Origin of the sequence: Pseudoalteromonas sp. 23_GOM-1509m (assembly GCF_000518425.1) — a bacterium.
GTDB classification, from domain to species: Bacteria; Pseudomonadota; Gammaproteobacteria; order Enterobacterales; family Alteromonadaceae; genus Pseudoalteromonas; species Pseudoalteromonas tetraodonis.
Genome location: NZ_KI912435.1, coordinates 101,984 through 126,727, shown reverse-complemented (window position 1 = coordinate 126,727; position 24,744 = coordinate 101,984). Strand labels below are relative to the sequence as shown.

General features: G+C 40.6%; 21 protein-coding genes. 16 read left to right on the top strand and 5 right to left on the bottom strand.

What is annotated here, in order from left to right; genetic code table 11:
- The first annotated feature begins 46 nt into the window (after positions 1-46).
- Genes mfd through N523_RS0118080 form a run of 3 tightly spaced genes read left to right on the top strand, consistent with a single transcriptional unit; the run spans position 47 to position 4,627 of the window.
- Positions 47-3,520 carry a transcription-repair coupling factor gene (gene mfd / locus N523_RS0118090; RefSeq protein ID WP_013464676.1) on the top strand — a complete coding sequence of 1,158 codons (3,474 nt, stop codon included), beginning with the start codon at positions 47-49 and terminating at the stop codon, positions 3,518-3,520.
- Entirely contained in the window at positions 3,520-4,356 is an 837-nt protein-coding gene (locus N523_RS0118085; RefSeq protein WP_024601382.1) for a peptidoglycan binding protein CsiV, read from the top strand. The genes mfd and N523_RS0118085 overlap by 1 nt, the downstream gene beginning before the upstream one ends.
- A gap of 16 nt (positions 4,357-4,372) precedes the next feature.
- Entirely contained in the window at positions 4,373-4,627 is a 255-nt protein-coding gene (locus N523_RS0118080; protein ID WP_013464674.1) for a hypothetical protein, read from the top strand.
- A gap of 23 nt (positions 4,628-4,650) precedes the next feature.
- Here the strand turns inward: N523_RS0118080 and N523_RS0118075 are convergent, their stop codons facing one another.
- The 3 genes from N523_RS0118075 to N523_RS0118065 form a co-directional block, all read right to left on the bottom strand.
- Positions 4,651-6,018 (bottom strand): hypothetical protein, encoded by a 1,368-nt coding sequence (locus N523_RS0118075; RefSeq protein ID WP_013464673.1) that lies wholly within the window; start codon positions 6,016-6,018, stop codon positions 4,651-4,653.
- Positions 6,019-6,125: 107 nt separating this feature from the next.
- The gene (locus N523_RS0118070) at positions 6,126-8,573 is read right to left on the bottom strand and encodes a TonB-dependent receptor plug domain-containing protein (protein WP_028835767.1); all 2,448 of its coding nucleotides are present in this window, start codon (positions 8,571-8,573) and stop codon (positions 6,126-6,128) included.
- A 755-nt stretch (positions 8,574-9,328) separates the two neighbouring features.
- Positions 9,329-9,757, bottom strand: a complete 429-nt coding sequence (locus tag N523_RS0118065) for a hypothetical protein (protein ID WP_013464671.1) — start codon at positions 9,755-9,757, stop codon at positions 9,329-9,331.
- A 337-nt stretch (positions 9,758-10,094) separates the two neighbouring features.
- On the opposite strand from N523_RS0118065, the gene ccoN reads away from it, so the two are divergent.
- From ccoN to ttcA, 11 genes are all read left to right on the top strand, one after another.
- A complete protein-coding gene (gene ccoN / locus N523_RS0118060; RefSeq protein WP_013464670.1) occupies positions 10,095-11,528 on the top strand; it encodes a cytochrome-c oxidase, cbb3-type subunit I in 1,434 nt (477 codons plus the stop codon).
- A 12-nt stretch (positions 11,529-11,540) separates the two neighbouring features.
- On the top strand, positions 11,541-12,215 hold the full coding sequence (gene ccoO / locus N523_RS0118055) for a cytochrome-c oxidase, cbb3-type subunit II (protein WP_013464669.1): 675 nt from the start codon (positions 11,541-11,543) through the stop codon (positions 12,213-12,215).
- A gap of 6 nt (positions 12,216-12,221) precedes the next feature.
- Positions 12,222-12,407, top strand: coding sequence for a cbb3-type cytochrome oxidase subunit 3 (locus tag N523_RS0118050; protein WP_010389598.1), 186 nt, complete (start codon positions 12,222-12,224; stop codon positions 12,405-12,407).
- Complete coding sequence (ccoP, locus tag N523_RS0118045) at positions 12,404-13,438, top strand: cytochrome-c oxidase, cbb3-type subunit III (protein ID WP_013464668.1); 1,035 nt, start codon at positions 12,404-12,406, stop codon at positions 13,436-13,438. The genes N523_RS0118050 and ccoP overlap by 4 nt, the downstream gene beginning before the upstream one ends.
- Before the next feature lie 149 nt (positions 13,439-13,587).
- On the top strand, positions 13,588-14,079 hold the full coding sequence (locus N523_RS0118040; protein WP_013464667.1) for a FixH family protein: 492 nt from the start codon (positions 13,588-13,590) through the stop codon (positions 14,077-14,079).
- Between the two features lie 8 nt (positions 14,080-14,087).
- A complete protein-coding gene (locus N523_RS0118035; protein ID WP_028835768.1) occupies positions 14,088-16,460 on the top strand; it encodes a heavy metal translocating P-type ATPase in 2,373 nt (790 codons plus the stop codon).
- Positions 16,457-16,624 carry a cbb3-type cytochrome oxidase assembly protein CcoS gene (ccoS, locus tag N523_RS0118030; protein WP_008109812.1) on the top strand — a complete coding sequence of 56 codons (168 nt, stop codon included), beginning with the start codon at positions 16,457-16,459 and terminating at the stop codon, positions 16,622-16,624. The genes N523_RS0118035 and ccoS overlap by 4 nt, the downstream gene beginning before the upstream one ends.
- Entirely contained in the window at positions 16,617-17,288 is a 672-nt protein-coding gene (locus tag N523_RS0118025) for a sulfite exporter TauE/SafE family protein (protein ID WP_028835769.1), read from the top strand. The genes ccoS and N523_RS0118025 overlap by 8 nt, the downstream gene beginning before the upstream one ends.
- A 42-nt stretch (positions 17,289-17,330) precedes the next feature.
- A complete protein-coding gene (locus tag N523_RS0118020; RefSeq protein ID WP_013464664.1) occupies positions 17,331-18,068 on the top strand; it encodes an FNR family transcription factor in 738 nt (245 codons plus the stop codon).
- Positions 18,069-18,175: 107 nt separating this feature from the next.
- Positions 18,176-19,102 carry a universal stress protein UspE gene (gene uspE / locus N523_RS0118015; protein ID WP_028835770.1) on the top strand — a complete coding sequence of 309 codons (927 nt, stop codon included), beginning with the start codon at positions 18,176-18,178 and terminating at the stop codon, positions 19,100-19,102.
- A gap of 92 nt (positions 19,103-19,194) precedes the next feature.
- Positions 19,195-20,109 carry a tRNA 2-thiocytidine(32) synthetase TtcA gene (ttcA, locus tag N523_RS0118010; protein WP_028835771.1) on the top strand — a complete coding sequence of 305 codons (915 nt, stop codon included), beginning with the start codon at positions 19,195-19,197 and terminating at the stop codon, positions 20,107-20,109.
- 48 nt (positions 20,110-20,157) lie between these two features.
- On the opposite strand, the gene N523_RS0118005 is transcribed toward ttcA, so the two are convergent.
- Both N523_RS0118005 and N523_RS0118000 read right to left on the bottom strand, forming a co-directional pair.
- A complete protein-coding gene (locus tag N523_RS0118005) occupies positions 20,158-21,222 on the bottom strand; it encodes a hypothetical protein (protein WP_028835772.1) in 1,065 nt (354 codons plus the stop codon).
- Positions 21,223-21,286: 64 nt separating this feature from the next.
- A complete protein-coding gene (locus tag N523_RS0118000; RefSeq protein ID WP_028835773.1) occupies positions 21,287-22,345 on the bottom strand; it encodes a hypothetical protein in 1,059 nt (352 codons plus the stop codon).
- 324 nt (positions 22,346-22,669) lie between these two features.
- Between N523_RS0118000 and N523_RS0117995 the strand changes: the two genes are divergently transcribed.
- Together N523_RS0117995 and N523_RS0117990 are read left to right on the top strand one after the other, a co-directional pair.
- On the top strand, positions 22,670-23,959 hold the full coding sequence (locus N523_RS0117995; protein WP_028835774.1) for an amidohydrolase: 1,290 nt from the start codon (positions 22,670-22,672) through the stop codon (positions 23,957-23,959).
- Positions 23,960-24,100: 141 nt separating this feature from the next.
- Positions 24,101-24,733, top strand: coding sequence for a trimeric intracellular cation channel family protein (locus tag N523_RS0117990; RefSeq protein ID WP_013464657.1), 633 nt, complete (start codon positions 24,101-24,103; stop codon positions 24,731-24,733).
- Positions 24,734-24,744 lie beyond the last annotated feature (11 nt).

Sequence of the window (24,744 nt, the reverse complement as noted above, 5' to 3'; positions counted from 1 at the left end):
TAGTATGGCTCTTAGCAGCTAAGAGCCTAATTTAATGGAGTAATTAATGGCGTTTGAGCAATGGGCAGCCTTGCCTTGGGTAAAATCTCAAAAAGATAAAATTCAATGGGGCGAGCTTTTAGGCAGTGGCTTAAGCATTGCCATTGCACAAGGTGTAAAACAACAAGATAACTTAGTGTTAATAGTTACGCCAGATACACCAAGTGCTTTGCGCCTTGAAACTGAATTAGAGTATTTGCTTCCGGATAACCCGGTAATGATATTTCCGGATTGGGAGACATTGCCTTATGACCACTTCTCGCCCCATCAAGATATTATTTCCGCGCGCTTAGCAACGCTTAATACCCTGAAAAACGAGCAACAAAGCGTGCTCATTATGCCTGTATCAACGCTGATGCTGCGCACGGCCCCAGCTTCGTTTATATACGGTTCAACGCTTAATTTTAAAGTGGGCGATAGATTAGACACCCACGCTTTGCGTGAAAACTTAGAGCAAGCGGGTTACATGCACGTGCAACAAGTTATGGAGCATGGCGAATATGCAATACGTGGCTCTATTGTTGATTTATACCCGATGGGCAGTAAACACCCATTTAGGCTCGATTTTTTTGATGACGAGCTTGATACCATTCGCTTATTTGATGTGGAAACACAACGCTCAGACGAAAAAGTTGAAAAAATTGAGTTACTTCCAGCCCATGAATTCCCCACTAACGACACGGATATTGAACGCTTTAGAATAAACTATCGTGAAAAGTTTGGCGCAAGCGCAGAACAAGACTCTGTCTACATGCAAGTTAGTAAAGGTAACTGGCCTGGAGGTATTGAATACTACATGCCATTATTTTTTGATGGCTTGGCGACTATTTTTGACTATTTGCCTGAATCAACGACCGTGATGCAATTAGGCGATTTAGAACATGCGGCGGATAACTTTTGGCACGACGTTAATGTACGCTATGAAAACCGCCGTGTGGATCCCTTACGCCCACTTTTACCGCCGGATGAATTGTATCAGCCAATCAATGAGCTATTTTCAAACCTGGGCAATTATGGCCGTATTCGTTTATCACAAGCAAAATTAGGTACTAAAGCGGGCAATAAAAACCTTGCCGTGAATGAATTACCCAATGTCCGCATTGATCATAAACAACATGAACCCTATAACGCATTCATTAGCTATGTGGCAGAGCAAAAAAAGAAAAAAGGCCGAGTTGTCATTAGTGTTGAGTCGGATGGTCGACGTGAATCGTTACTGAGCATATTAAAACCCAGCGGTTTAAAATTTAAAGAATTTGATACTTTTGAGCAATTTACCAACAGCAGTAGTGACGTTGGTTTAATTGTAAGCCCACTTGAACAAAGTGTCGTGCTTAGCACAAAACCTAGCCTGAGCATTATTACTGAGCAAGAATTGCTTGGAATTAAAGTATCACAACGCAGACGCCGTAAGCACAAGTATGAAGCAAGCCAAGATGCGCTAATTCGTAATTTAGCAGAGTTAAAAGAAGGCCAACCGGTTGTGCACCTTGACCATGGTGTTGGCCGTTATCAAGGACTGCAAACAATTGATGCTGCCGGTGTGGTTACTGAATTTGTAACCATTATTTATGCCGGTGAAGCAAAGCTCTATGTGCCGGTATCAGCGCTTCATATGCTTAGCCGTTACTCTGGCGGTGAAGAAGCCAGTGCCCCACTGCATAAGCTCGGCTCTGATGCGTGGGATAAGGCAAAAAAACGCGCCGCTGAAAAAGTACGCGATGTCGCTGCTGAATTGCTCGATATCTACGCTCAGCGCCAAGCAAAGCCGGGTAATAAATTTACGCTGGATGGCCAAGCTTATCGTCAATTTAGTGATAGCTTCCCGTTTGAAGAAACGGATGATCAACGTAACGCCATTGAAGCTGTACTGGGTGATATGCAATCAAAACAAGCCATGGATCGCTTAGTCTGTGGTGATGTAGGCTTTGGTAAAACCGAAGTAGCCATGCGTGCAGCCTTTGTTGCGGTTAACGATAATAAGCAGGTGGCTATTTTAGTCCCTACCACCCTACTTGCTCAACAACACTACGATAACTTTAAAGACCGCTTTGCTGATTTTCCAATTGAAGTGGGCGTATTGTCTCGGTTTAACTCAACTAAAGAGCAAAAAGAAACCCTTGAAAAAATGAGTAATGGCAAGCTTGACGTGGTTATTGGCACGCACAAACTAATTCAACAAGACATCAACTTTAAAGATTTAGGCCTGTTAATTGTTGATGAAGAACACCGATTTGGGGTGCGCCAAAAAGAAAAAATTAAAGCCCTGAGAGCTGATGTTGACATACTCACCCTGACCGCAACCCCCATCCCCCGTACTTTAAATATGGCCATGAGTGGTATGCGCGATTTATCTATTATTGCTACCCCACCGGCTAAACGCTTAGCCGTTAAAACTTTTGTGCGCCAACGCGACGAAGAGCTTATTCGCGAAGCGGTACTGCGTGAAATTAAACGCGGCGGCCAGGTGTACTTTTTACACAACAATGTAGAAACCATTGAGCGTGTTGCTCAAGAAATTAGCGAATGGGTGCCTGAGGCAACAGTTACCTCAGCCCACGGGCAAATGCGAGAGCAAGAGCTTGAGCAGATTATGACCGATTTTTATCATCAAAAATACAATGTACTGGTATGTACTACGATTATTGAAACCGGCATTGATGTACCCACAGCAAATACCATTATTATGGACAGAGCCGATAAACTCGGTCTTGCTCAGCTGCATCAATTACGCGGACGTGTTGGTAGAAGTCATCACCAAGCCTATGCTTATTTACTCACAGGTAACCCTAAAGCTCTCTCTAAAGATGCGAAAAAGCGTTTAGATGCCATTGCCTCATTAGAAGATTTAGGCGCAGGTTTTGCCTTAGCAACCCACGATTTAGAAATTCGTGGTGCCGGTGAGCTATTAGGAGACGATCAATCTGGACAAATGCAGACCATTGGCTTTAATTTGTATATGGAAATGCTTGAACAGGCCGTTAACGCACTTAAAAATGGTCAAGAGCCAACCCTTGAAAATCTATTACAAAAACAAACCGAAGTTGATTTAAAGCTACCTGCTTTGTTACCTGATGATTATATTCATGATGTTAACGCGCGTTTAGGTATGTACAAGCGTGTAGCAAGTTGTGCTAACCTTGCTGATATTGATGAACTGCAAGTAGAATTGATAGATCGCTTTGGTTTATTACCTGATGCAGCTAAAAACCTATTTAGTTTACAACAACTAAAAATGCAGGCGAGCAATTTGGGCATAACCAAAATAGAAGCTAACCCGAAAGGAGGCTACTTTGAGTTTAGTCAAAATACCAAGGTTAATCCTAGCTTCATTATTGGTTTGATACAAAGTGCGCCACACATTTATAAAATGGATGGCGCAAATAAATTACGCTTTGCCATTAGCGAGGCGAATGCCCGTGAACGCTTAAAAATGATCACTGCTATGATTGCAGATTTCGAAAAAAAGGTTAGCCATTAATGTTGCTGAAAAAATCGCTGGTTATTTTATGCTGCTTATTTAGCAGTACTGCATTTGCAGAGCGCTGGTTTGAAGTAGAGGTGTTAATATTTAAACAGCGCCCTGCTCCTTACTTACAAGAAGACTTTAGCTTAAAGCATGACGCCATTGAAGATAAAAACACCTTAGATTTATTGGCCTCTGCTTATAAAAACCAAGCAATGGACGCGTGTATAAACGGTGACCCACGCTTTCAAACACGTACATTTGCTGACACTTTGGTTAATTCAAACCCACAGTCTGCAGCGTGTAACGACAGCATTGATTATGTAAAAAGTTACGATGTGCTGCCAGTAACCCCTCAAGCACCAGTACAAGATACGATGGAGCAAACTTATCTGCTCGCTCCTGAACAACTGCAGTTTGAACAACAACGCCAAGCTTTAGACCGCAAAGGACTCACCCCTATATTACATACCGGCTGGCGGTTTGAAGGCGCAAGTAAATCACGCTCCCCTAGTATGCACTTATTTGCAGGCAACCAATTAAAAAACAATATGAACACCGGTTTTAGTTACGCCAATTCCGACTTTATTAGCTTACTTGATACTCCTGAGCCATTGTTTAATGAAGCACAGTCTCCGACCATGAAATGGGAGTTAGATGGCTTATTGAAAATACATTTACGCCATTATTTATACATTAATGCGGATTTCGACATTAGTGAAAAGCAAGATAATGGTGAGCTAGAATCAGCCCGTTTTTCACAATTTAGACGCGTTTTCAGCGAAGATATTCATTACTTTGATCATCCTCGTATGGGTATGATTGTACAAATTCGAAAATTTAACCATTAACAGTAGGAAAATAATAATGAAGAAGCTCCTAATAATTGCTGCAGCACTGAGTCTTGCTGCTTGTTCAAAAGTAAGTATGGAAAATTACGAAAAAATTAAAATTGGTATGGACAAAACAGAAGTTGAAGCACTTTTAGGCAGTGCTGATAACTGTGTAGAAAAAACATTACATACTAGCTGTACTTGGGGTGATGACGCTAAAAACATCGAAATTACCCTGGTATCAGACAAAGTAACGCTTTACAGCAAAAAAGGGCTAACGGATAAATAAGGACAACAAAGGAATAACGTATGTTATTCCTCTTTTTTTGCATCGCTGGTGTAAATAAGCTCTATGTTGACTATTTTACTGCGGTTTAAAGTGATTTTGTAACGCTGATAGAGCGTTTTATCCGGTTCGGTTAGAACCAATACCATGTTTAACTGATAGCGCCTTTCTACTCCCTGTTTAGAAATTTTATTGTTTTCTAAATGATAGAGCTTCCCTTCCCCTTTTTTTAAATAACGTGCAAACGGCGCGAGATTAAATTGCAGCGTTTGCTGCAAGCTATCGTAGCCTGGCAAAAATTCTTTAGCACTTACCCGGGTTTCACTAGCAAAATGCAGCCATTGCGCCGCCTGTTTGTTTTGCTGACGACGCTTAGAAAAAATTTTCCTCACTTCTTTGGGGATTTTTTTAAACCGGGTGTACTCTAACCAAATAAACTGACTCGCCACTTTATCTTTTGTGATACTGTTTTTAAAAATAAAGCGCCATTTTGGCCGCCCTCGCACAATAGCACGCCAAATAATACGGGTAATATCTTCTTTAAATATTTCTCTTAGCCCGTAAATAACCCCTAAAATTAGAATTAATGAAGCGGTTATTTCAGTGAAGGTAGAACGCGCATTGAGTATTACCACCATCACAAAAGCCATTATAACAGCCGTTACAGACCCTTTTACCAACCGCTTTAAATAGCTATTAAGATAGCGTGTTTGGCGCTGTAAAATCACTCCATGCTCTATTAAACGCTGGAGTAAACGCATCTTATTAGTAATTCTGTTGGCGTCTTTAAGCGTTGAGTCAGAATTATATTGCTGCTCTGCTCGATACTCACTCTCTGACTTACAAAAGTTTAATAAGTCATTTCGCTCTTTAGCGTGATCGCTACTACGCGGGCCTTCATCAAGTAGCTTTAAAAAAGTTTGTTCAATTTGCCAGCTTAGGTAGTTATCAGCATTAGTATAAAACGGGATCAGCTTTTCGTTATCCGGGGTGTAACGTCTGAGTTTTCTAAGTAGGCTTTGGCTTTGTTCACAGAGCTCCATGGCTCGTTGATAAAACTCATCGCTTTCTTGAATTTTTAACGCATCTTTAATATCGGCATCAATTGCCAGACGCACTTGATAACAATATAAATTTAAATTTTGTCGGTAATCTTGCTGCTCACCTTTGTTCTTACTAACAAAACGGCTTCGTACCAATGGAAGATGAATGTTATTCGCGTTATAGGCTACAAAAGATTTAAATTGGTTATTAAAGTAAGACTCTTCGCTGAGTGTTTGCGCGTTAATACCCATTTCGTTTGGGATAGAAAAATAAAGATCGAGACGCTGCTCTGCACGCGGTGATAGTTGCGGTTCAATAACAAACGATAAATTTTCGTCTTGCTTTAACAATGATGCCTCCTTCGGTTACCTACCTGAGTTTACGTGCCTCTTTAATTTTGTTCAACAAAAAAGGCCTAGTAAAAACTAGGCCTTTTAGTAGTTCTAATGAATTAAAATTAGAACTTAACGTTTACGCTTGCAAAGATACGAGAACCAATTACGTCGTAAAGCTCTGGGACAGTACCCATATCATTACCACCTAGCACTGACTCAGGCTCTTTATCAAAGATATTATTCATACCACCAGTTAAACGAACATCGTCGTTTAAGTTATAGCTCATAGAGATATCATGGTAAACAGTGTCGTCTGTGCTAAAGAATTCACCATAGTACTCACCGTCCATACCTTTGATATAACGAGCGTTGTAAAGCACGCTGATATCATCATTAATATCGTAGTTAACTGAAAGGTTTGACTTAATTTCAGAGTAACCACCAATGTTTCCATCAATAGTGCCTGTGTAATCAATTTCGTCTTGCTCAAATTCAATTAAGTAAGTCGTATCTAGGTTGATACGGTAGTTATCAGCTGTATAAGAGATATTCCAGTCAATACCTGATGTATCTTGTGCGCCTACATTTGTTAATGCTGAGCTTAATTCAGATAAATCACCATCAGCTGTAATGTTTACTGCTGCACATGATTGCGTATTTCCAGCAAAACAGTTGCGCATTTCGTTTTGTACGTCTAAACGCGTAATTGCATTAGTAATATCAAACTTCCAGTAATCTAATGTAGTTGATAAACCGTCAGCAACTTCCCACACTAAACCGAATGTGAATGATCTGCTCTCTTCTGCTTGAAGATTATCATCACTTGTGTAGTTAACTTCGATTTGTGGATCTTGCTCGTTACCCCATGGATCTTCTAGGTAATCGAATGAACCTGTATTACCACCAAATAATTCAGCAACATTTGGAGCTCTAAAACCAGTAGCAAGTACAGAGCGAACCATAAAGCTATCTGTTACATTCCAAGTAGCACCAAGTTTCCACGTTGTTTCACCACCAAATGTTGAGTAGTTATCGTAACGTGCAGCACCTTCTAGAGTAACTGATTCAAGCACTGGCATAGATGCTTCAAAGTATACAGATTGAACAGAGTAATCACCGTCTGTTGGATCTTGTTGTGAAGCTGTGCTTTCGCCTCTTTGAGTAATTAAATCTGGTGTATAAAAACCACTTTCGAATCTATTCTCAACACCAATTGCGTAACCAATATCACTCTCTGTAACAGCACTGTAACCCGCAGATAGGATGAATTGCTCATTACCACCTTCGTTTGACTCTGTGTAAAGAGAGTTGCTCGATACTAATAGGTCACGATTAATTGCATCGCCACTAAACCAAAGCGCTTGGTCACCATAAATGCTTTGCTCCATGTTACCCGCATGGATTGAGTTTTGAACCTTATCTTCTGAGTCATTACGACCGTAAGTTGCGCTAATGTCCCAGCTTGCATCGTTATCTAAAAGACCTTGCAATGCAATAGACGCTCTGTATGTATCTGTTTTTTGCTCATAGATACGTGGACCCGCATCAACCATTCTACGACGGTACTCTAATGAATCGGCTAATACACCATCTTCATCGATAAATGCATTAGTGTATGCATTACTTAGCTTTGAAGTGTCTAAATCAATGCTTGCAGGTTGTGGTGCTAACTGTTGGCTTGAATCACGACGTGTGTACATTAAATCAACATTAAATGTTGTGTCTGAATCAAGTTCTTTATTAAAGCTAGTAAAGACGCTGTATAAGTCACTTGGTGTTTGTGCATAGCTTGACGGTGTGTAGTCATAACATGTATCACGGTCTTTGAATCCACCTTGACCATTTGGCGCTTTACCACCTAAAGTCCCTTCTGGGATGTAAGACGAACAACCTGGCTCAACAAATTTACGGTCTGACTGAATAATATCGCCACGGCTTGTGTACTGAGCACCTAATACTAGGTTACCGTCAGCCACTTGCATGCCATGAAGTAAACTAACACCATAGTTTGTGCCGTCACCTTTGGTAGTTTGGCTACCTTCAACATTGACTTCAGAACCTTCAAAATCTTTTTTCGTGATGATATTTACAACACCAGCGATAGCATCTGAACCATAAACAGCCGATGCGCCATCTTTTAAGATTTCGATTGATTTAATCATGGCAACAGGAATAGTGTTTAAATCAACAGAAGAATCAGCGCCAGTGCCTGATGAAACCATACGACGGCCGTTTAATAGAACTAGGGTACGCTGTGCGCCCATACCACGAAGGTTAACTGTAGCAGAACCACCAGAACCATTGTTACTAGTCCCACCTAAGCTCATACCTGCCGCTGACGGTTGGTTTGAAAGTACATCTGCAACTGAGGTGTAGCCGCTCTTAGCAATAAAATCATCACCAATTACTGTGATTGGGCTAGCCGTTTCCATATCGGTACGGTTAATACGAGAACCCGTTACTTGAATTTTTTCAATTGACTTTGCTGCTTCGTCTGCAGCTAAAACCTGAACACTTGAGAACATTGGGATCGCTGCAATTACAGCTAAACCAAGAGTTGATTTTTTCATGGATGAACCCTACTTGTTGAAAATTTACCTAAATTGGTAATGCTCACTTTTATGAGAATTTTGAGTGAGCGGGAGCAACTTAGGCGCCTTTAACTGAACGAAAACTTAACGAACGATCACTATGCAATCAATGAAAATTAAGACGTCCCACGAAAGGAACAAAGGTTACAGTATGTTTCATTGTTAATTAATAAAAACAGTTAAAAATCATAAACTAAAGACCAAGCAATCACATAAAAAACACAGCTGAAATCAAATGAGTAGAGTTTGTAATCAAATGTAATTATTACAATAATGTGCCCTAAACAGGAAAATTAACATGTTAATCACAGCTCGTTATTAAAACGGTAAAACTAGGTGTTAATTACTAACCATATTTATGCAAGTAGATTGTTTATTTAGTCTGAATTTTTTTGTCATAAGTTTTAATCATGCAAATTTTATGTGTATTGAAGGTTTAAGACGGGCTGCCAATTAAACTAAAAACGGCTATCAAAGTGGATCCATTAGATAAATCTACATATTAATGACATGGGTGCTTTATTGCACGTATGAGCACAATTGAATAAGTAAGCCAAGCAGAGCTTAAGTTATAAACTTGGAAGGTAAATGGATATGTAAAAGCTATATTAAGAATGGTTATTTTATCAGATAGACTTTAATTGCAGATAACTATTAAATGTGAGGCATTTGGCTTTGCCGCTATAATTTTACGGGAATGGCGCAGTTAAAAACCACGCCTGAGTAGAAAGCCTTTAATAGGTAACGTTAAAAAAATATTCAACATTTTCACTTATGCCAGTGTTTGTATCGACAGTAGTAAGAATAAGCTTCCACACCATGTTTTTTTCTGAGCAAATCCCTACCATAGTATTAGCTACCCAAACGCTGCCCTGATTTTTAAATTGTACGGGAATGTAACCCATATACATGCTAACGCCTTCTAATTTAGCTGCAGTTATTGTTACACCAGTCGGTAACTGAGTGTAAATTGAAAACGGTGTCTCTGGTGATAGGGTTTCTTCGCTTAGCCAAACTTTAACTTGATTTGGAAAAATACACGGGTTGTTATTTTTACACTCTGTTTGTGATTGATTTACTTTTGGTGTTGATGTTGATCCAGAAAAGTCACAACCTAGTAAGAATAGTAGAAAAGAAAGTAAACATACTCTATATATATACATGCAGGTTCTCAAAGTATCTAATGTATTAGCCCAACATTTGGGCACGTTGGTTGATTATCGGCTTTAATGGGCAAGTAAGGTACAAATCACCTCAAAAAATAGACAGCAAGTTAATAAAGTTTGATTGATGTCATATTATTACGCAATTGACCTATCTTTTTAAGGCCAAAAAATTTATCATTTCAACCGCAAATAAAACAAGTATTTCTTGAGATTATTATCTTTAACAACCACATATTGTGGGTTTTAGATAGTATACTTTGGAATAATAGTAGGTCCTACTTTTACAAGTAGGTAATTCATTTCTAAACGCATTTATTGCAGCGGAAGCCAGAAAATGAGCCAAACAGTAGCATCACAAACTGAGTACAATTATAAAGTTGTACGCCAATTCGCTATTATGACAGTGATTTGGGGCATCGTTGGCATGGGTATTGGGGTTCTGATAGCTGCCCAATTAGCTTGGCCAGCTCTTAACTTTGACACACCATGGTTAACTTACTCTCGACTTCGTCCGTTACACACGAACGCAGTAATTTTCGCATTTGGTACAAGTGCACTTTTTGCGACGTCTTATTACGTCGTACAACGTACATGTCAAACGCGCCTTCTTTCAGACAAATTAGCCGCCTTTACCTTTTGGGGTTGGCAGTTAGTTATTGTTCTAGCAGCAATTACTCTACCTATGGGTATTTCAAGTTCTAAAGAGTATGCAGAACTTGAGTGGCCAATCGATATCTTAATTGCTGTTGTTTGGGTAACTTACGCTATTGTATTTATGGGCACTATTGCAAAACGCAAAGTAGCGCATATTTATGTAGCTAACTGGTTCTATGCTGGTTTCATTATTACCGTTGCTGTTCTACATATTGTTAACAGCATGGCAGTCCCAGTCTCATTGACTAAATCATATTCAATCTATGCAGGTGCCGTAGATGCAATGGTTCAGTGGTGGTATGGCCACAACGCAGTAGGCTTCCTTCTAACTGCGGGTTTCTTGGGTATGATGTATTACTTTGTACCAAAGCAAGCGGGTCGCCCTGTTTATTCATACCGTTTGTCGGTTGTTCACTTTTGGGCACTTATCTCTCTTTACATTTGGGCAGGTCCTCACCACCTTCACTACACTGCGCTTCCTGATTGGACGCAAAGCTTAGGTATGGTGATGTCTATTATCTTATTCGTACCGTCTTGGGGTGGTATGATCAACGGTATTATGACGCTCTCAGGTGCATGGCATAAGCTACGTACTGACCCAGTTTTACGTTTCTTAGTGGTTTCATTGTCTTTCTACGGTATGTCGACGTTTGAAGGCCCGATGATGGCAATTAAATCTGTTAATGCGTTATCGCACTACACAGATTGGACTGTAGGTCACGTTCACTCAGGTGCATTAGGTTGGGTTGCGATGATTTCTATCGGTGCTATTTACCACCTTATCCCTGCGTTATTCTCGCAAGGTCGTATGTACAGCATTAAATTAATCAATACACACTTCTGGTTACACACAGTGGGTGTTGTTTTATACATTGTTGCAATGTGGATTTCAGGTGTAATGCAAGGTCTAATGTGGCGTGCAGTTAACTCTGACGGTACATTAATGTACAGCTTTGTACAGTCGTTAGAAGCCTCTCATCCTTTCTATGTTATGCGTTTCTTAGGCGGTGTGTTCATCGTTACAGGTATGCTGGTTATGGCTTATAACGTTTATCGTACAGTTTCAGCGAAAAATAACTCGTTAGAACTTGATGAACAAGCGCAGTTAGCATAACGGAGTTAGATAATGAGCAATAAAAATTCACAAAACAAACACGAAATTATCGAGAAAAACATTGGCCTCATGGCCATCTTGACTGTTTTCGCAATCAGCTTCGGTGCATTAGTAGAAATTACGCCGCTAATGTTCCAAGACGATACAACCAAGCCAGTGGATGGGTTACGCCCGTTAAACGCACTAGAGTTTGAAGGTCGCGACATTTATGTACGTGAAGGTTGTGCTAACTGTCACTCTCAAATGATCCGTCCATTTCGTGATGAAGTTGAGCGTTACGGTCACTACTCTGTAGCAGGCGAGTCAGTATGGGATCACCCTTTCCTTTGGGGTTCTAAACGTACTGGCCCTGACTTAGCACGAGTAGGTAAACGTTACTCAGATGATTGGCATTATGCGCACTTAATGGATCCACGTGCCGTGGTTCCTGAGTCTAATATGCCAGGTTTCCCTTGGTTAGCAGAGAACACGCTTGATACAAGTCTGACTCTGAAAAAACTACAAATTTTCCGTGACACGTTTGCTATCAATCCAGAAAACCCAAAACACCCGGGTCTAGGTTATGGCAGTGACGAGGAATTAATCGCTGACATTGCTAAAGTTGATGCAATGAATGACGGTAAAGGTGCAACAGAAATGCAAGCCCTTATCGCTTATTTGCAACAACTTGGCACACATTTGAAGTAGATTATTATGGACTACGGGACATACAGAGGCATTTTGACTCTGGTAATTTTAGTATTATTTATTGTGATTGTTGGATGGGCATATAGCAAGCGTAGTAAAAGTCGTTTTAAAGACGCTGCCAATGTCATATTTGAAGATGAAAAAAAACACAACAATACACTCTCTAACGAGGAAAAGGGGTCTGAGAAATGACTAGCTTTTGGAGTATATGGGTTATTGTATTAACCCTTGCATGCTTAATCATTATCTTTGGTCTACTAGTTTGGAACTTAAAAAACTATGTAGGCGTAAAAGAAGGTGAAAGCTGTGGACATGAGTTTGACGGCATTCAAGAATTAAACAATCCACTACCAAAATGGTGGACTTACATGTTCTTCGCAACGTTTGTGTGGTCTGTTTATTACTTAGCAGCCTACCCAGGTTTAGGTAATTGGGAAGGTTTAGCAAAATGGACAAGCTCAAACCAAGGTATTACCTCTTTAACTGAATCGAAAGAAGCAGTCATTGAAGCGAAAGAAGATGGCCGTTTTGTAAAGCTAGATGCTGAATACCGCGCTGCTGAAGAACGTTTTGGTCCTATTTTTAATGAATTGGCTCAAATACCTGTTCTAGATTTAGTAGAGTCTAAATTTGCTGGTGATGCAGCACAGCAAGTTGCGCTAGAAAACGGCACTAAGCATGAGCAAACTCAAGGTCAACTCGCAGTTGAAATTGGTCAACGTTTGTTCTCACAAAACTGTGCACAATGTCATGGCTCTGATGCTCGTGGTGGTACTGGCTTCCCTAACCTTACTGACAACGATTGGTTGTACGGTGGTTCTCCTGACAAGATAAGAGAAACATTACTTTTAGGTCGTGTTGCAGCAATGCCACCTTGGGGTGATGCATTAGGTGAGCAAGGCGTTAAAGAAATGACGGCTTACGTACTTAGCCTATCTGGTCGTACTGTTAACCAAAAAGATGCCGATGCAGGTAAAGCAAAATTTGCTATGTGTGCCGCGTGTCATGGTCCAGATGGTAAAGGTTCAGTTGCCCATAACCTACCGTTTGGTGCACCAAACTTAACTGATAACATTTGGTTATACGGTGGCTCTCAACGCGCTGTTGAAGAAACACTTAACCATGGCCGTGCTGGTGTAATGCCTGCATGGAAAGAGATTTTAGGCGAAGATAAAATTCACCTATTAACTGCTTACGTTTACAGCTTATCGCAAGATAAATAACGATAAAGTTAACAAAACGTTTCAGTTTTAATCTTTTTATTTCAGTAGATTAATTCAGATCAAAAAAGCCTCCACTCGGAGGCTTTTTTTTAGTCTTTTCATTCTATTTATTATAATATAGCCGCACATTAATTAATTTTAGAGCGACTATGCAACCGACTCCGTGGTATAAAAATTTTTGGCCTTGGTTTTTAATCTTCTTTCCTTTAGCTGCAATTATTGGCTGCATTAGTTTATTTATTACAGCCATTGGTAACGGCCCAGATATGGTTGTAGATGATTACTATAAAAAAGGCAAAGCAATCAACTTAGAACTCGTTAAGTTTGATAAAGCAAAAGCGTTGTATTTACATGGCGACCTAAATGTATCAGATGAGCGTGTCAGCTTTAAATTTACCAAAGGCGATACCAGTAATATACACGCATTAAGATTGTCGTTTTTTCACCGTACCATAAAAGCGCACGATTTTGAGGCCACTCTCACCCCAAATGCTAATCAAGAGTTCACTGCATTATTAGAAAGCTATACACCAGGCGCATATTCGGTGTTTATTGAACCCGTTGATAACAGTTGGAAAATGAAAGAAAACGTTAGTTTACCAACCACCGCCACCGTTTTAGTGACTCCTAACTATAAGTAGTATTTAGTATGTCTAAAAATTGCTTTCATTGTCTTGAAAGTGTGCCTGCTGGATTTAGTGCACATGTTGTTATAGACAATACCGCTGAGCCAATGTGTTGCATTGGCTGCCAAGCTGTTGCACAAAATATCATTGACCAAGGGATGACCGACTACTACAAATATCGCACTGTTAGTGCCGGTAAAGTAGAGCAACTCGTCCCTGAACAACTCGCTTTTATTAAAAGCTATGACAATGAAGATATTCAAGATGAGTTTATCAGTACGCATAACGACAACTCTGAGGTGCTTCTCAGTGTTGAGGGCATTACCTGCGCCGCCTGTGCCTGGCTTATTGAAAAGCAATTACTTAACCTTAAATCGGTAAAGCGCGTTGATGTAAACACCTCAACTAATCGCGCTATGATCCAATGGGATAAAAGCGCAACCCCTTTAAGTGAGCTAATCACCTCACTGGCTGAAATAGGCTACAAAGCCTATCCATTCCAATCAGATGTAGAAGCCCAGCAAAAACAACAAACAGCTAAAGCCTATATTCGCCGCCTCGGCGTGGCAGGCTTAATGACCATGCAAGTGATGATGTTTGCCTTTGCTATGTACTTTGGCATGTTCTCTGGGATGGACAGCAACTTTGAACAGTACTTTAGATGGATCAGCTTGATCCTTGCAACGCCCGTTATTTTATACAGCGCCCTGCCCTTTTTAAGTAATGCAATTAACGGCTTAAAAGCAAAACAACTGAATATGGATTTACCGGTATCATTGGCGATTTTTGGTGCCTATGGTGCAAGCTGTTACGCCACCGTAATGGAAGTCGGTGAAGTTTACTTTGAATCTATTTGTATGTTTACCTTTTTACTCTTATTAGGTAAATACTTAGAATTTAGAGCGCGCTTAAAGGCCAGTGAATTTACAGCCAACTTACAAAAGCTACTGCCACTGACTGCCCGTACACTCGATGAAAACGGCAAAGAGCACATAATTGCCGCTAAAAAGCTCAAGCTTAACGATATCGTTTTAATAAAAGCAGGCGAAACTATCCCTGCCGATGGCATCTTAGTCAAAGGCAGCACCAGTGTTGATGAGTCTATGATGACTGGTGAACATCAGCCAGTACGAAAGTATATTGATCATAACGTATATGCGGGCACGGTTAATCATGATGGTATTATTGAAATAAAAATCAATAAGCTGGGCCAAAATACCCTGCTTAATCAAATTATTCGCCTGCAACATAATGCCCTAACAAAACGCCCACGGTTAGTAGAAATTACCGACAAAGTCGCGCAGTGGTTTGTTGCCGTGTTACTGGTATTTGCCTCTCTAACCGCCATTGGCTGGTATCAAATTGACCCTGATGTCGCTTTTTGGATCACTATATCGGTGTTAGTGGCCACCTGCCCGTGCGCATTGAGTTTAGCTATTCCAACCGCGTTAACGTGTGCTGTGGCTACCTTAACTCGTAAAGGAATATTAATTAAGCAAGCACATGTGCTCGAAACACTCTCAAAGCTTACTTTAGTTGCTTTTGATAAAACCGGTACGCTTACGCAAGGTAAATTTAGCCTCGATGTTGTTGACATACTTGATGATAACTACAGCAAAGAGCAAATTCTTGATATTGCAGCACAGCTTGAGAGCTATTCTGAGCACCCTATTGCTAGTGCCTTTAAAGAGTTTAAAGGTCAGCGTAAATTTGACGATGTACAGCTCCATCCAGGGGTTGGGATCAGTGCTCAATACGATAATACGCATTACGCCATTGGTAAAAGTGGCTGGTTTGATACCAAAAAAACCAATGCGCAAGCTACCCTTTACATAAACAAGCAACCCGTTGCACGCTTTTATTTTGTTGATAAAGTAAAAACAGATGCCGATAAACTCATTAACTCGTTAAAGGCTGCCAATCTAAGTTGTCATATGCTAACAGGTGACGCCTCAGATGCCGGTGCCAAGGTGGCAAAAAAATTAAAGCTTGATTCAGTACAAGCCAGTTGTAGTCCAAAAGATAAACAAGACGCCGTTGATCATTGGTCAACTCAAGGTGAAGTTGTTGCTATGGTTGGCGATGGCGTAAACGACAGCCCAGTATTTGCCAGCGCCCACTTATCAATCGCCATGGAAACAGGAGCTGATATCTCTAAAAACAGTGCCGATGTTGTGCTGCTTAACAGTGATTTAGCCTCTATTGATCATTTGTTGACGATTGCTAAGCAAACACGGCGTATAATTAAGCAAAACCTAGCGCTTTCTTTATTATATAATGGCTCTATATTACCGCTTGCTGCTATGGGTTTAGTTGCGCCTTGGATGGCGGTAATTGGTATGTCTGCCAGCTCTATTATTGTGATATGTAATTCACTAAGGCTATTAAAGTTATGAGCATAATTTATATTTTAGTTCCTATCGCTATCTTGTTTGTACTAATTGCCATTGGCGTGTTTTTTTGGGCAGTAAAAGGCGAGCAATTCTCTGATTTAAACAAGCAAGGCCACAGTATTTTATTTGAAGACGATAAAGAGCAACATAATAAAAGTAATGATTGACCCGATTTTTGTTAGTGCTTTTTTAATGGGGTTGATTGGCAGTGGCCATTGCATTGCTATGTGCGGCGGCATTGCCAGCTCATTACAGTTAGCCAGTAACAAGCGCCAAACTTGGTTATATTCTCTAGCCTATAATAGCGGCAGAGCGCTAAGTTATATGCTGGCTGGTGCCCTTGTTGCCGGTATTAGTAGTCAATTTGCCACACAAAACTCGGCCTTTGCGCTGTTTTTATCATTTTTAGCGGGCGTGTTTATGTTACTGGTCGGCGTTTATATCATGCGCTTAGCCGCGACATTACAATGGCTCGAAAAACTTGGCAAAACCCTCATTTGGCAGCACTTAATTAAACTTAATAAATATTTAATGCCCATTGATTCCCCATTAAAAGCGCTTGGTTATGGCGCACTATGGGGCTGGTTACCGTGCGGCTTAGTATATTCTGCGCTCACATGGGCGATGACCAGTGGCACTGCCATAAATGGTGCTCTGGTTATGCTGGCATTTGCCCTAGGGACGTTCCCTGCCATGATCACCTTAGGTGTGGCTGCACAAAAGCTCAATATGCTTTTTAATCACCCTTGGACGCGAATAATATTAGGCAGTGTTATCATTTGGTATGGTATCTACCTTCTGATCATTGCAACAGACAAGCTAGTGCATTAACATTGGTAAATGTTGTGCATAGAAATTTAACGGATTGAACTTATGGATTTTTCTCAAAGTCGTGCTAAAGGTAATTGTGCCATTAGCTGTAATAACTGCAGTATTAGCCAGTTATGTTTACCATTTTCTTTAAATGGCCAAGAAATGGATAAACTTGATGAGATCATTGAGCGAAAAAAACCATTACACAAGGGTGACTACTTATTTGAGTCGGGCGCACCTTTAAATGCAATTTATGCAGTTCGTTCGGGGTCGTTTAAATCGTATACCTTGTCAGAGCAAGGCGATGAACAAATTACAGGCTTTCATTTAGCGGGTGACCTTGTTGGCTTTGACGCCATCAATAAAATGCAACATCAAAGTTTTTCTCAAGCACTAGAAACGTCAATGGTATGTGAAATTCCCTTTGAAACTCTTGACGAACTAGCCGGTAAACTGCCTAAATTGCGCCAACAAATAATGCGTTTAATGAGTAGTGAAATAACCTACGATCAGGAAATGCTATTATTACTGAATAAAAAATCAGCTGAAGAACGTCTTGCTAGCTTTATTTATAACTTATCAGAGCGTTTTGGTGAGCGTGGTTTTTCACGAAAAGAATTTAGATTTACTATGACTCGCGGCGAAATTGGTAACTACTTAGGTTTAACCGTAGAAACTATCAGCCGTTTATTAAGCCGTTTTCAAAAAGCCGACTTAATTAAAGTAGAAGGTAAATTTATTACTATTTTAGATAATGACGCTTTAGCCAAAACGGCTGCGATTGTTAAGCCTCGTTAATTAAATCAATAAATTGATATAGAACAAGAATATTAGTGCTACCCCTTTAACTGTTGTGTATTTGCGTTACACTCAAGGTATAACTGTTAAGTGAATGGAGTAGCACAATGGAAACGATTAAACGTATTATCGCGGTTATTGACCCAACTAAAGACGATCAAAATGCCCTCGCGCGTTCAATAGATTTAGCCATAAAATCAGGGGCTAGCATTACCGCCTTTATGACGGTGTACGATTTCTCTTACGAAATGACTACTATGCTCTCTGGTGATGAACGTGAAGCAATGCGTAAAGCGGTGTTAAAAGATCGCGAACTATGGTTAAAAGATCTTGTCTCTCCTTATCAAAACATTAATATTAATACCCAAGTCATTTGGCATAACCGCCCTTACGAAGCCATTATTAATACCGTTATTAATGATAAATATGACCTAGTGATCAAAGGTACTCATCAGCATGGTGCGCTTAAAGCGGTTATTTTCACGCCAACAGACTGGCACTTAGTCAGAAAATGCCCAACCCCTGTATTATTTGTAAAAGATATGGCGTGGCCAGCACATGGGAATATTTTAGCGGCTGTTAATGCAGTCAGTGAAAACGATCAGCACCTGTCACTGAATAAACGCATAATTAAAGATGCACAATTTTTATGTGAACTGGCTAATGCTAAACTTAACTTAGTCAATGCATACCCTGCTACACCGGTTAATATAGCCATAGAGATCCCTGAGTTTAACCCAGGGTTATATAACGAATCAGTTAAAAAACATCATATTGAATCAACCATTGAACTCGCTAATGAGTTTAACCTAACCTCTGATCAATGCTTTATTGAAGAGGGATTGCCAGAAGATGTGATACCGGATGTTGCAAAACGCTTAAACAGCGAATTAGTGGTTATTGGCACTGTGGGACGGACTGGCTTAAGCGCTGCCTTAGTAGGCAACACTGCTGAGCATGTTATTGACAGCCTTGATTGTGATGTACTTGCACTTAAACCTGATGGGTACGTAAGCCCGCTCGCAGAAAGTTAGCGTTTGCAGTAGCTCCCATATTACATATGGCATATAATACGCCCCTTTATTTTTAGCAATTAATTTTGCCGTACTATTTACAAGGGGGCGTAGTGTCTCATTCTGCTCAAGCCAAAGCTCAATACAACTTAAATAAGCTTCAAAAGCGTTTACGCCGCCTCACAGGTCAAGCTGTCATGGACTTTAACATGATTGAAGAAGGTGACCGTATTATGGTGTGCTTATCGGGTGGCAAAGACAGTTACACTATGCTCGACATGTTGCAACATTTACAACGTGTTGCACCTATCAAGTTTGATTTATTTGCAGTAAATCTCGACCAAAAACAACCTGGTTTTCCTGAGCATGTGCTTCCTGAGTATCTTGATAATTTAAATATTGAATACAAAATTGTAGAAGAAGATACCTACAGTATTGTTACTGATATTATTCCTGAGGGTAAAACAACCTGCTCGCTTTGCTCTCGCTTGCGCCGTGGTATTTTATATCGCACGGCTAAAGAGTTAGGTGCGACTAAAATTGCACTGGGTCATCACCGCGATGATATGATAGAAACCTTGTTTTTAAATATGTTTTATGGCGGAAAACTAAAAAGTATGCCGGCTAAACTAATGAGCGATAACGGTGAGCATATGGTTATTCGCCCACTGGCATATTGTAAAGAAGCCGATATAAGCAAATATGCGTTCAGCCAAGGCTACCCTATTATTCCGTGTAATTTATGTGGCTCACAAGAAAACTTACAGCGTAAACACACTAAAAATATGCTGGAGCAATGGAATAAAGAGCACCCAGGCCGTATAGAGAGTATTTTCACCGCCATGCAAAACGTTGTGCCTTCACACTTAGCTGATAATCAATTATTTGATTTTACCAACTTGCAAACGGGTGACGTTATTGATGGGGGCGATATCGCGCTCGATAAACCAGATATTCCAAAAGTGCCAGTTAATCTTGAACAAGATGAAACAAACCAAGCCGACGTGGTTACCATTAATTTAAGCTAATTTTTAAGGGTTTGCAGTAATGCAAACCCTTCACTTTGTTCTATGCTGCTACTGACCAGCAGCTAATCCTTGTAAAAACTCTAAACTCTGCATTTCTTGTTTGTTTGCCTGATAAGGCAACTGCTGTAAGCTGTCGTAAGCAAAATCTTCAATAGTAAACTCGCTAATTTCACTTTCACCAAAACTGTTAAGCTCACCTGGGCTTGGCGACATACGTTCAATAACAAAGTCCCTCAACCGTAAGTCATTCGTTTGCTTGGGCAAAACAGACCAATGCGCTTTAAAGTCAATTTGCTGACTGCCCTCATTTAAACGTGCTTTAGCAACTAAATGTGCTAATGGCGAAGTTCCACTGTATAAGTTAGCTCTTAAACGGTATAAGCCACTTTTTATAACTGTTAAATTGGCCGGTACTATCATGTTTTCATTACGTGGATAGGCGTTTTCAAAACCAGTTAAGGTTGCACTAGGCGGCATATAATGTATTTGTGCCACCACCGGGACTATTTTACCCGCGATATCGGCTTCAACTAATAATTGTAAATTACGTGGATAGTCTTCTTCACCTTTAAATGTCATTGCCAGCTCGTTTTGACGAGCCACACCGCTTTGCGTTTTTAGCGACTTTTTGGTGTCTGTATCACTGAGTGTTACTACCACCTTACCTAAATTTGGGGCACTTACGGTTAGCTCTATAGCTTGTGGATACACATACCGATATTGAGACAAGCTGACTGTTAACTCCCCGCCTTGCTCACCCACTGGGCTGCTAACGGGAAAGAACTGATTTGGCTTAAGTCTGTCCTCATCATATACCGTTAATGGTTGTGAATAAGGCGGAAACGCCAAACTTTGTTGATACTGTTGTGCCACCGCCGATGCCGCTTTGGCTAAGTCTTCATCAAATGCTGACTGAGTTACTGAGCTGGTTTTTGTTGTTGCCTTTGTCACAGGTTGGCTTAGCGTGCGCTGCTGAGCAGGAGGTGCCGATATCGGCTTTTTATCATTGAGAGGGGCTTGTTTTAGGGGGTAACTTGCATGACCCTCATCAATTAAAAACCACATAAGTAGGCCCATGCTGATAGCAAAGCCAATCACGTAGGACTTTTTCATCGGTTAGTTATCCAATATAAAACGTGTAGTACGTATACTACACGATGTTTTAAGTATGTTTATATCACGGGATCACATTATATATAAGTGCCGATGCACTCAAATTATCTGAGTCTTTTACATAACGATATTGTTTCTTCCAAAACCAACTACCTGTGGTTTCATCTACGGTTTCAAACCCTAGCGTGTCGCCAGCTACCGTAATGTTATTCATCGCAATCGTTACATTTCCTTGGCGCTGCGCTTGTTGAATCTCGTTATGACTATAACTGTTAGTCATCATTAATGGATAATGATATGGCATAAAACTATTAACAGCATCACCTTGCGATTTTAAACGCCCATTAGTGTCAATATTGGTGCTACAGCTACCAAATGAGTTTACTGAGCTTGCACCACATGATGAGTGAGTAGCCACTACCGAATCGTCATTACCGCGTAAAAATCCAGCCGTTAAACCTAAGTAAGCATTACCATCGGCTACAAAACGTAAACGAGGTGTGCGTGCATCAGGTAATGGCGCAATTCTGCGTGCATTATTTACTTTTAAATCGTGCAATACGCCTACCGCCTCATTAACTTCACTGCCTAACCACCACGTTAGCGCGGCATCTACAGCAAAATTCCACGATGCGCCTGTTAATGTACTCACCGCTAAGTCGGCCAATTCACTGCCGCCACCAGCACCGGCTAAATCAAAGGTGGCAATAATATTAAGCGGCTGTAATCCGGCATTTTCAAGCCAGTTTTCTTGGTTATCTATAATATATCGGGCAACTAAGTCACCGGTTGAATGAGTCACAAATACACAGCCTGGCTCGCATAGATTTGAGCGAGAAATTTGCTGTAGTTTAGGCCATACCCAATCGGTGGTGATTTTTCCTTCTATTCGTTCATATGCAGGCCAATCGATGCGCTCATCTGCGCGGTTCACCCAATAAGACTGCCAATAGCTTTGTCCATCGTTTACCACATCACTGGCTGCTCTATTGGTAAGTTGTGATACCTGCAAACCATGAATTAAAATTACCTTATACTCTTTACTGAGCGCAGAAAAACTCATTAGCAGGCTTAATGCTGCTGCAAATAAAGAGACGCGTTTGAATATGTGTGTGTTGTTCATATTAATCCTTAACTGATTCAATATTTTTATTATGCTTAGCTTGTTACACGCTGTTGTCGGTGCATGGTAAAAGCAACGCATTGACCAGTATTGGGAACAAAGTTAAAAAATGCAACATTTTGTTATCACTTTCGCTGTTAAGGCTAAATATCTGCGTTAAAATACGACAAAAGCGCTAAACTATTGTGCTATTTGGAACAGTTTATAAGTTTTATAAGCCGCCATTGAAAACACCATGAACTTCTTTGTTAACTATCGCACGGCACTACTTTTTATCAGCGTAATAGCGTAAGTTAGTTACATACGAACAACCAAGGAATCATAATGATAAAAAAAATAATATGTGGTGGCTTTTTATTAACCGCCATTTCCGCCCCTAGTTTTGCCGCGAGTGTTAACACCCAACTTGAACAAGCAACACAAAGTGTGAGTGAAAAAGTCATTACATGGCGTCGTCACTTACATCAATATCCAGAGCTGAGTAATCGCGAATTTGAAACCGCCAAGTACATTACTGAACATTTAAAATCACTAGGTCTTGAAGTGCAAACTGGTGTTGCGCATACCGGTGTTGTGGCTAAATTAAGTGGCGGTAAAAAAGGCCCTCTAATCGCATTGCGTGCTGATATGGATGCTTTACCGGTTACCGAACAAGTTGATTTACCCTTTGCCTCTAAACAAACATCAACCTATCGTGGCAATGAAGTAGGCGTAATGCATGCCTGTGGTCACGATACCCATGTTGCTATTTTAATGGCCGTGGCAGAGTCACTGGTAAAAATAAAAGATCAGTTAGCGGGCGAAGTACTGTTTGTATTTCAACCGGCTGAAGAAGGTGCCCCCGAGGGAGAAGAAGGTGGCGCTGAGCTGATGTTAAAAGAAGGCTTATTTAAGCAAAAGCCTGAGGCCGTGTTTGGTTTACATGTCACCAGCTCACTCAATACAGGGCAAATTGGCTTTCGTGAAGGGCCACTAATGGCCAGTGAAGATTCTTTCACAATTAACGTTACTGGGCGTCAAACACATGGTTCACGTCCATGGAATGGCGTAGACCCAATTGTTGCTTCATCACAAATTATAATGGCAACTCAAACAATCGCCTCTCGCCAAGTTGATGTAACAAAAGCACCTTCAGTCATTTCGTTTGGCGCAATTAATGGCGGCATACGCTCAAATATAATCCCTGATAATGTAGAGCTGATTGGTACCATTAGAACCTTTGATCAAACTATGCGCGCCGATATTAAAAAACGTTTAGCTAAAACCGCTGAGCTGGTTGCCGAATCCGCTGGTGCTAAAGCCGATGTGCATATAGATCACGGCTACCCTGTCACAGTAAACAATGTAGCACTCACCCAAAAAATGACCCCAACGCTTGCCCGTATTGCTGGTGCTGACAACATTATTACCACCGATTTAATTACCGGCGCAGAAGACTTTAGTTATTATGCGCTTGAAACCCCTGGGCTATTTTACTTTTTAGGCGTCACTCTAAAAGATCAAAACGCTAAAACGGCAGCAAGTAATCATTCACCTCAGTTTTATGTTGACGAAAGCGCCTTACAACTCGGCGTAGAATCATTATCTCAACTGGTTGTTGACTACTTACAATAACAACTCAACGTAACAAGCACAGGGGTAATAACCTTGTGCTTGTTTTATTAGAGAGTGTTATTAGAGAGTGTTATTCAGCTAATATAAATCCCCTTTCGCTTACCTTTAATTATAAATTCTCAATCAGGTAAGGACACCTTAGTGACAGCAGAATATTTTAATTTTTTAAGCCTAATTGGTGTGGCTTTTTTTGCAATTTCAGGTGCGTTATTAGGCCATGATAAAGATATTGGCGGATTTGGAGTGGTGGTTGTTGGCTCAGTCACTGCGCTTGGCGGTGGCACGCTCAGAGACATACTTCTTAACCAACCCGTTTTTTGGATAGCCAACCCCGATTTTTTATATGTCACCTATGGCGCTATTTTTGTCACTGTTATGTTTATTCGCCACTTACCCGATGTGTCTAACTATTACATGTTGTTGGTTGATGCAATTGGTATGGCTATTTTTAATGTGGTCGGTATCGAAAAAGCATTAATTGAAGGCACCACCATGATGGTTGCACTTACAATGGGCATGACTACGGGGATATTTGGTGGCTTAATACGCGACGTGATCTGTCGAGAAGTGCCGTTGGTGATGCGAGAAGAGCTCTACTCCACCGCCTGTTTTGCAGGAGGCTTGACCTATGCCGCGCTATTTTTATTAGAAGCCCCTTATTTATGGTGCATTCTTGGTTCGCTGTTGGTCAGTGTTTTTTTAAGATTGGGCGCGCTCCATTTTGGCTGGCAGCCCAATCTATTTAGAAAAAGAACACCAAAAATAAACGATTAGTATAAGCATTG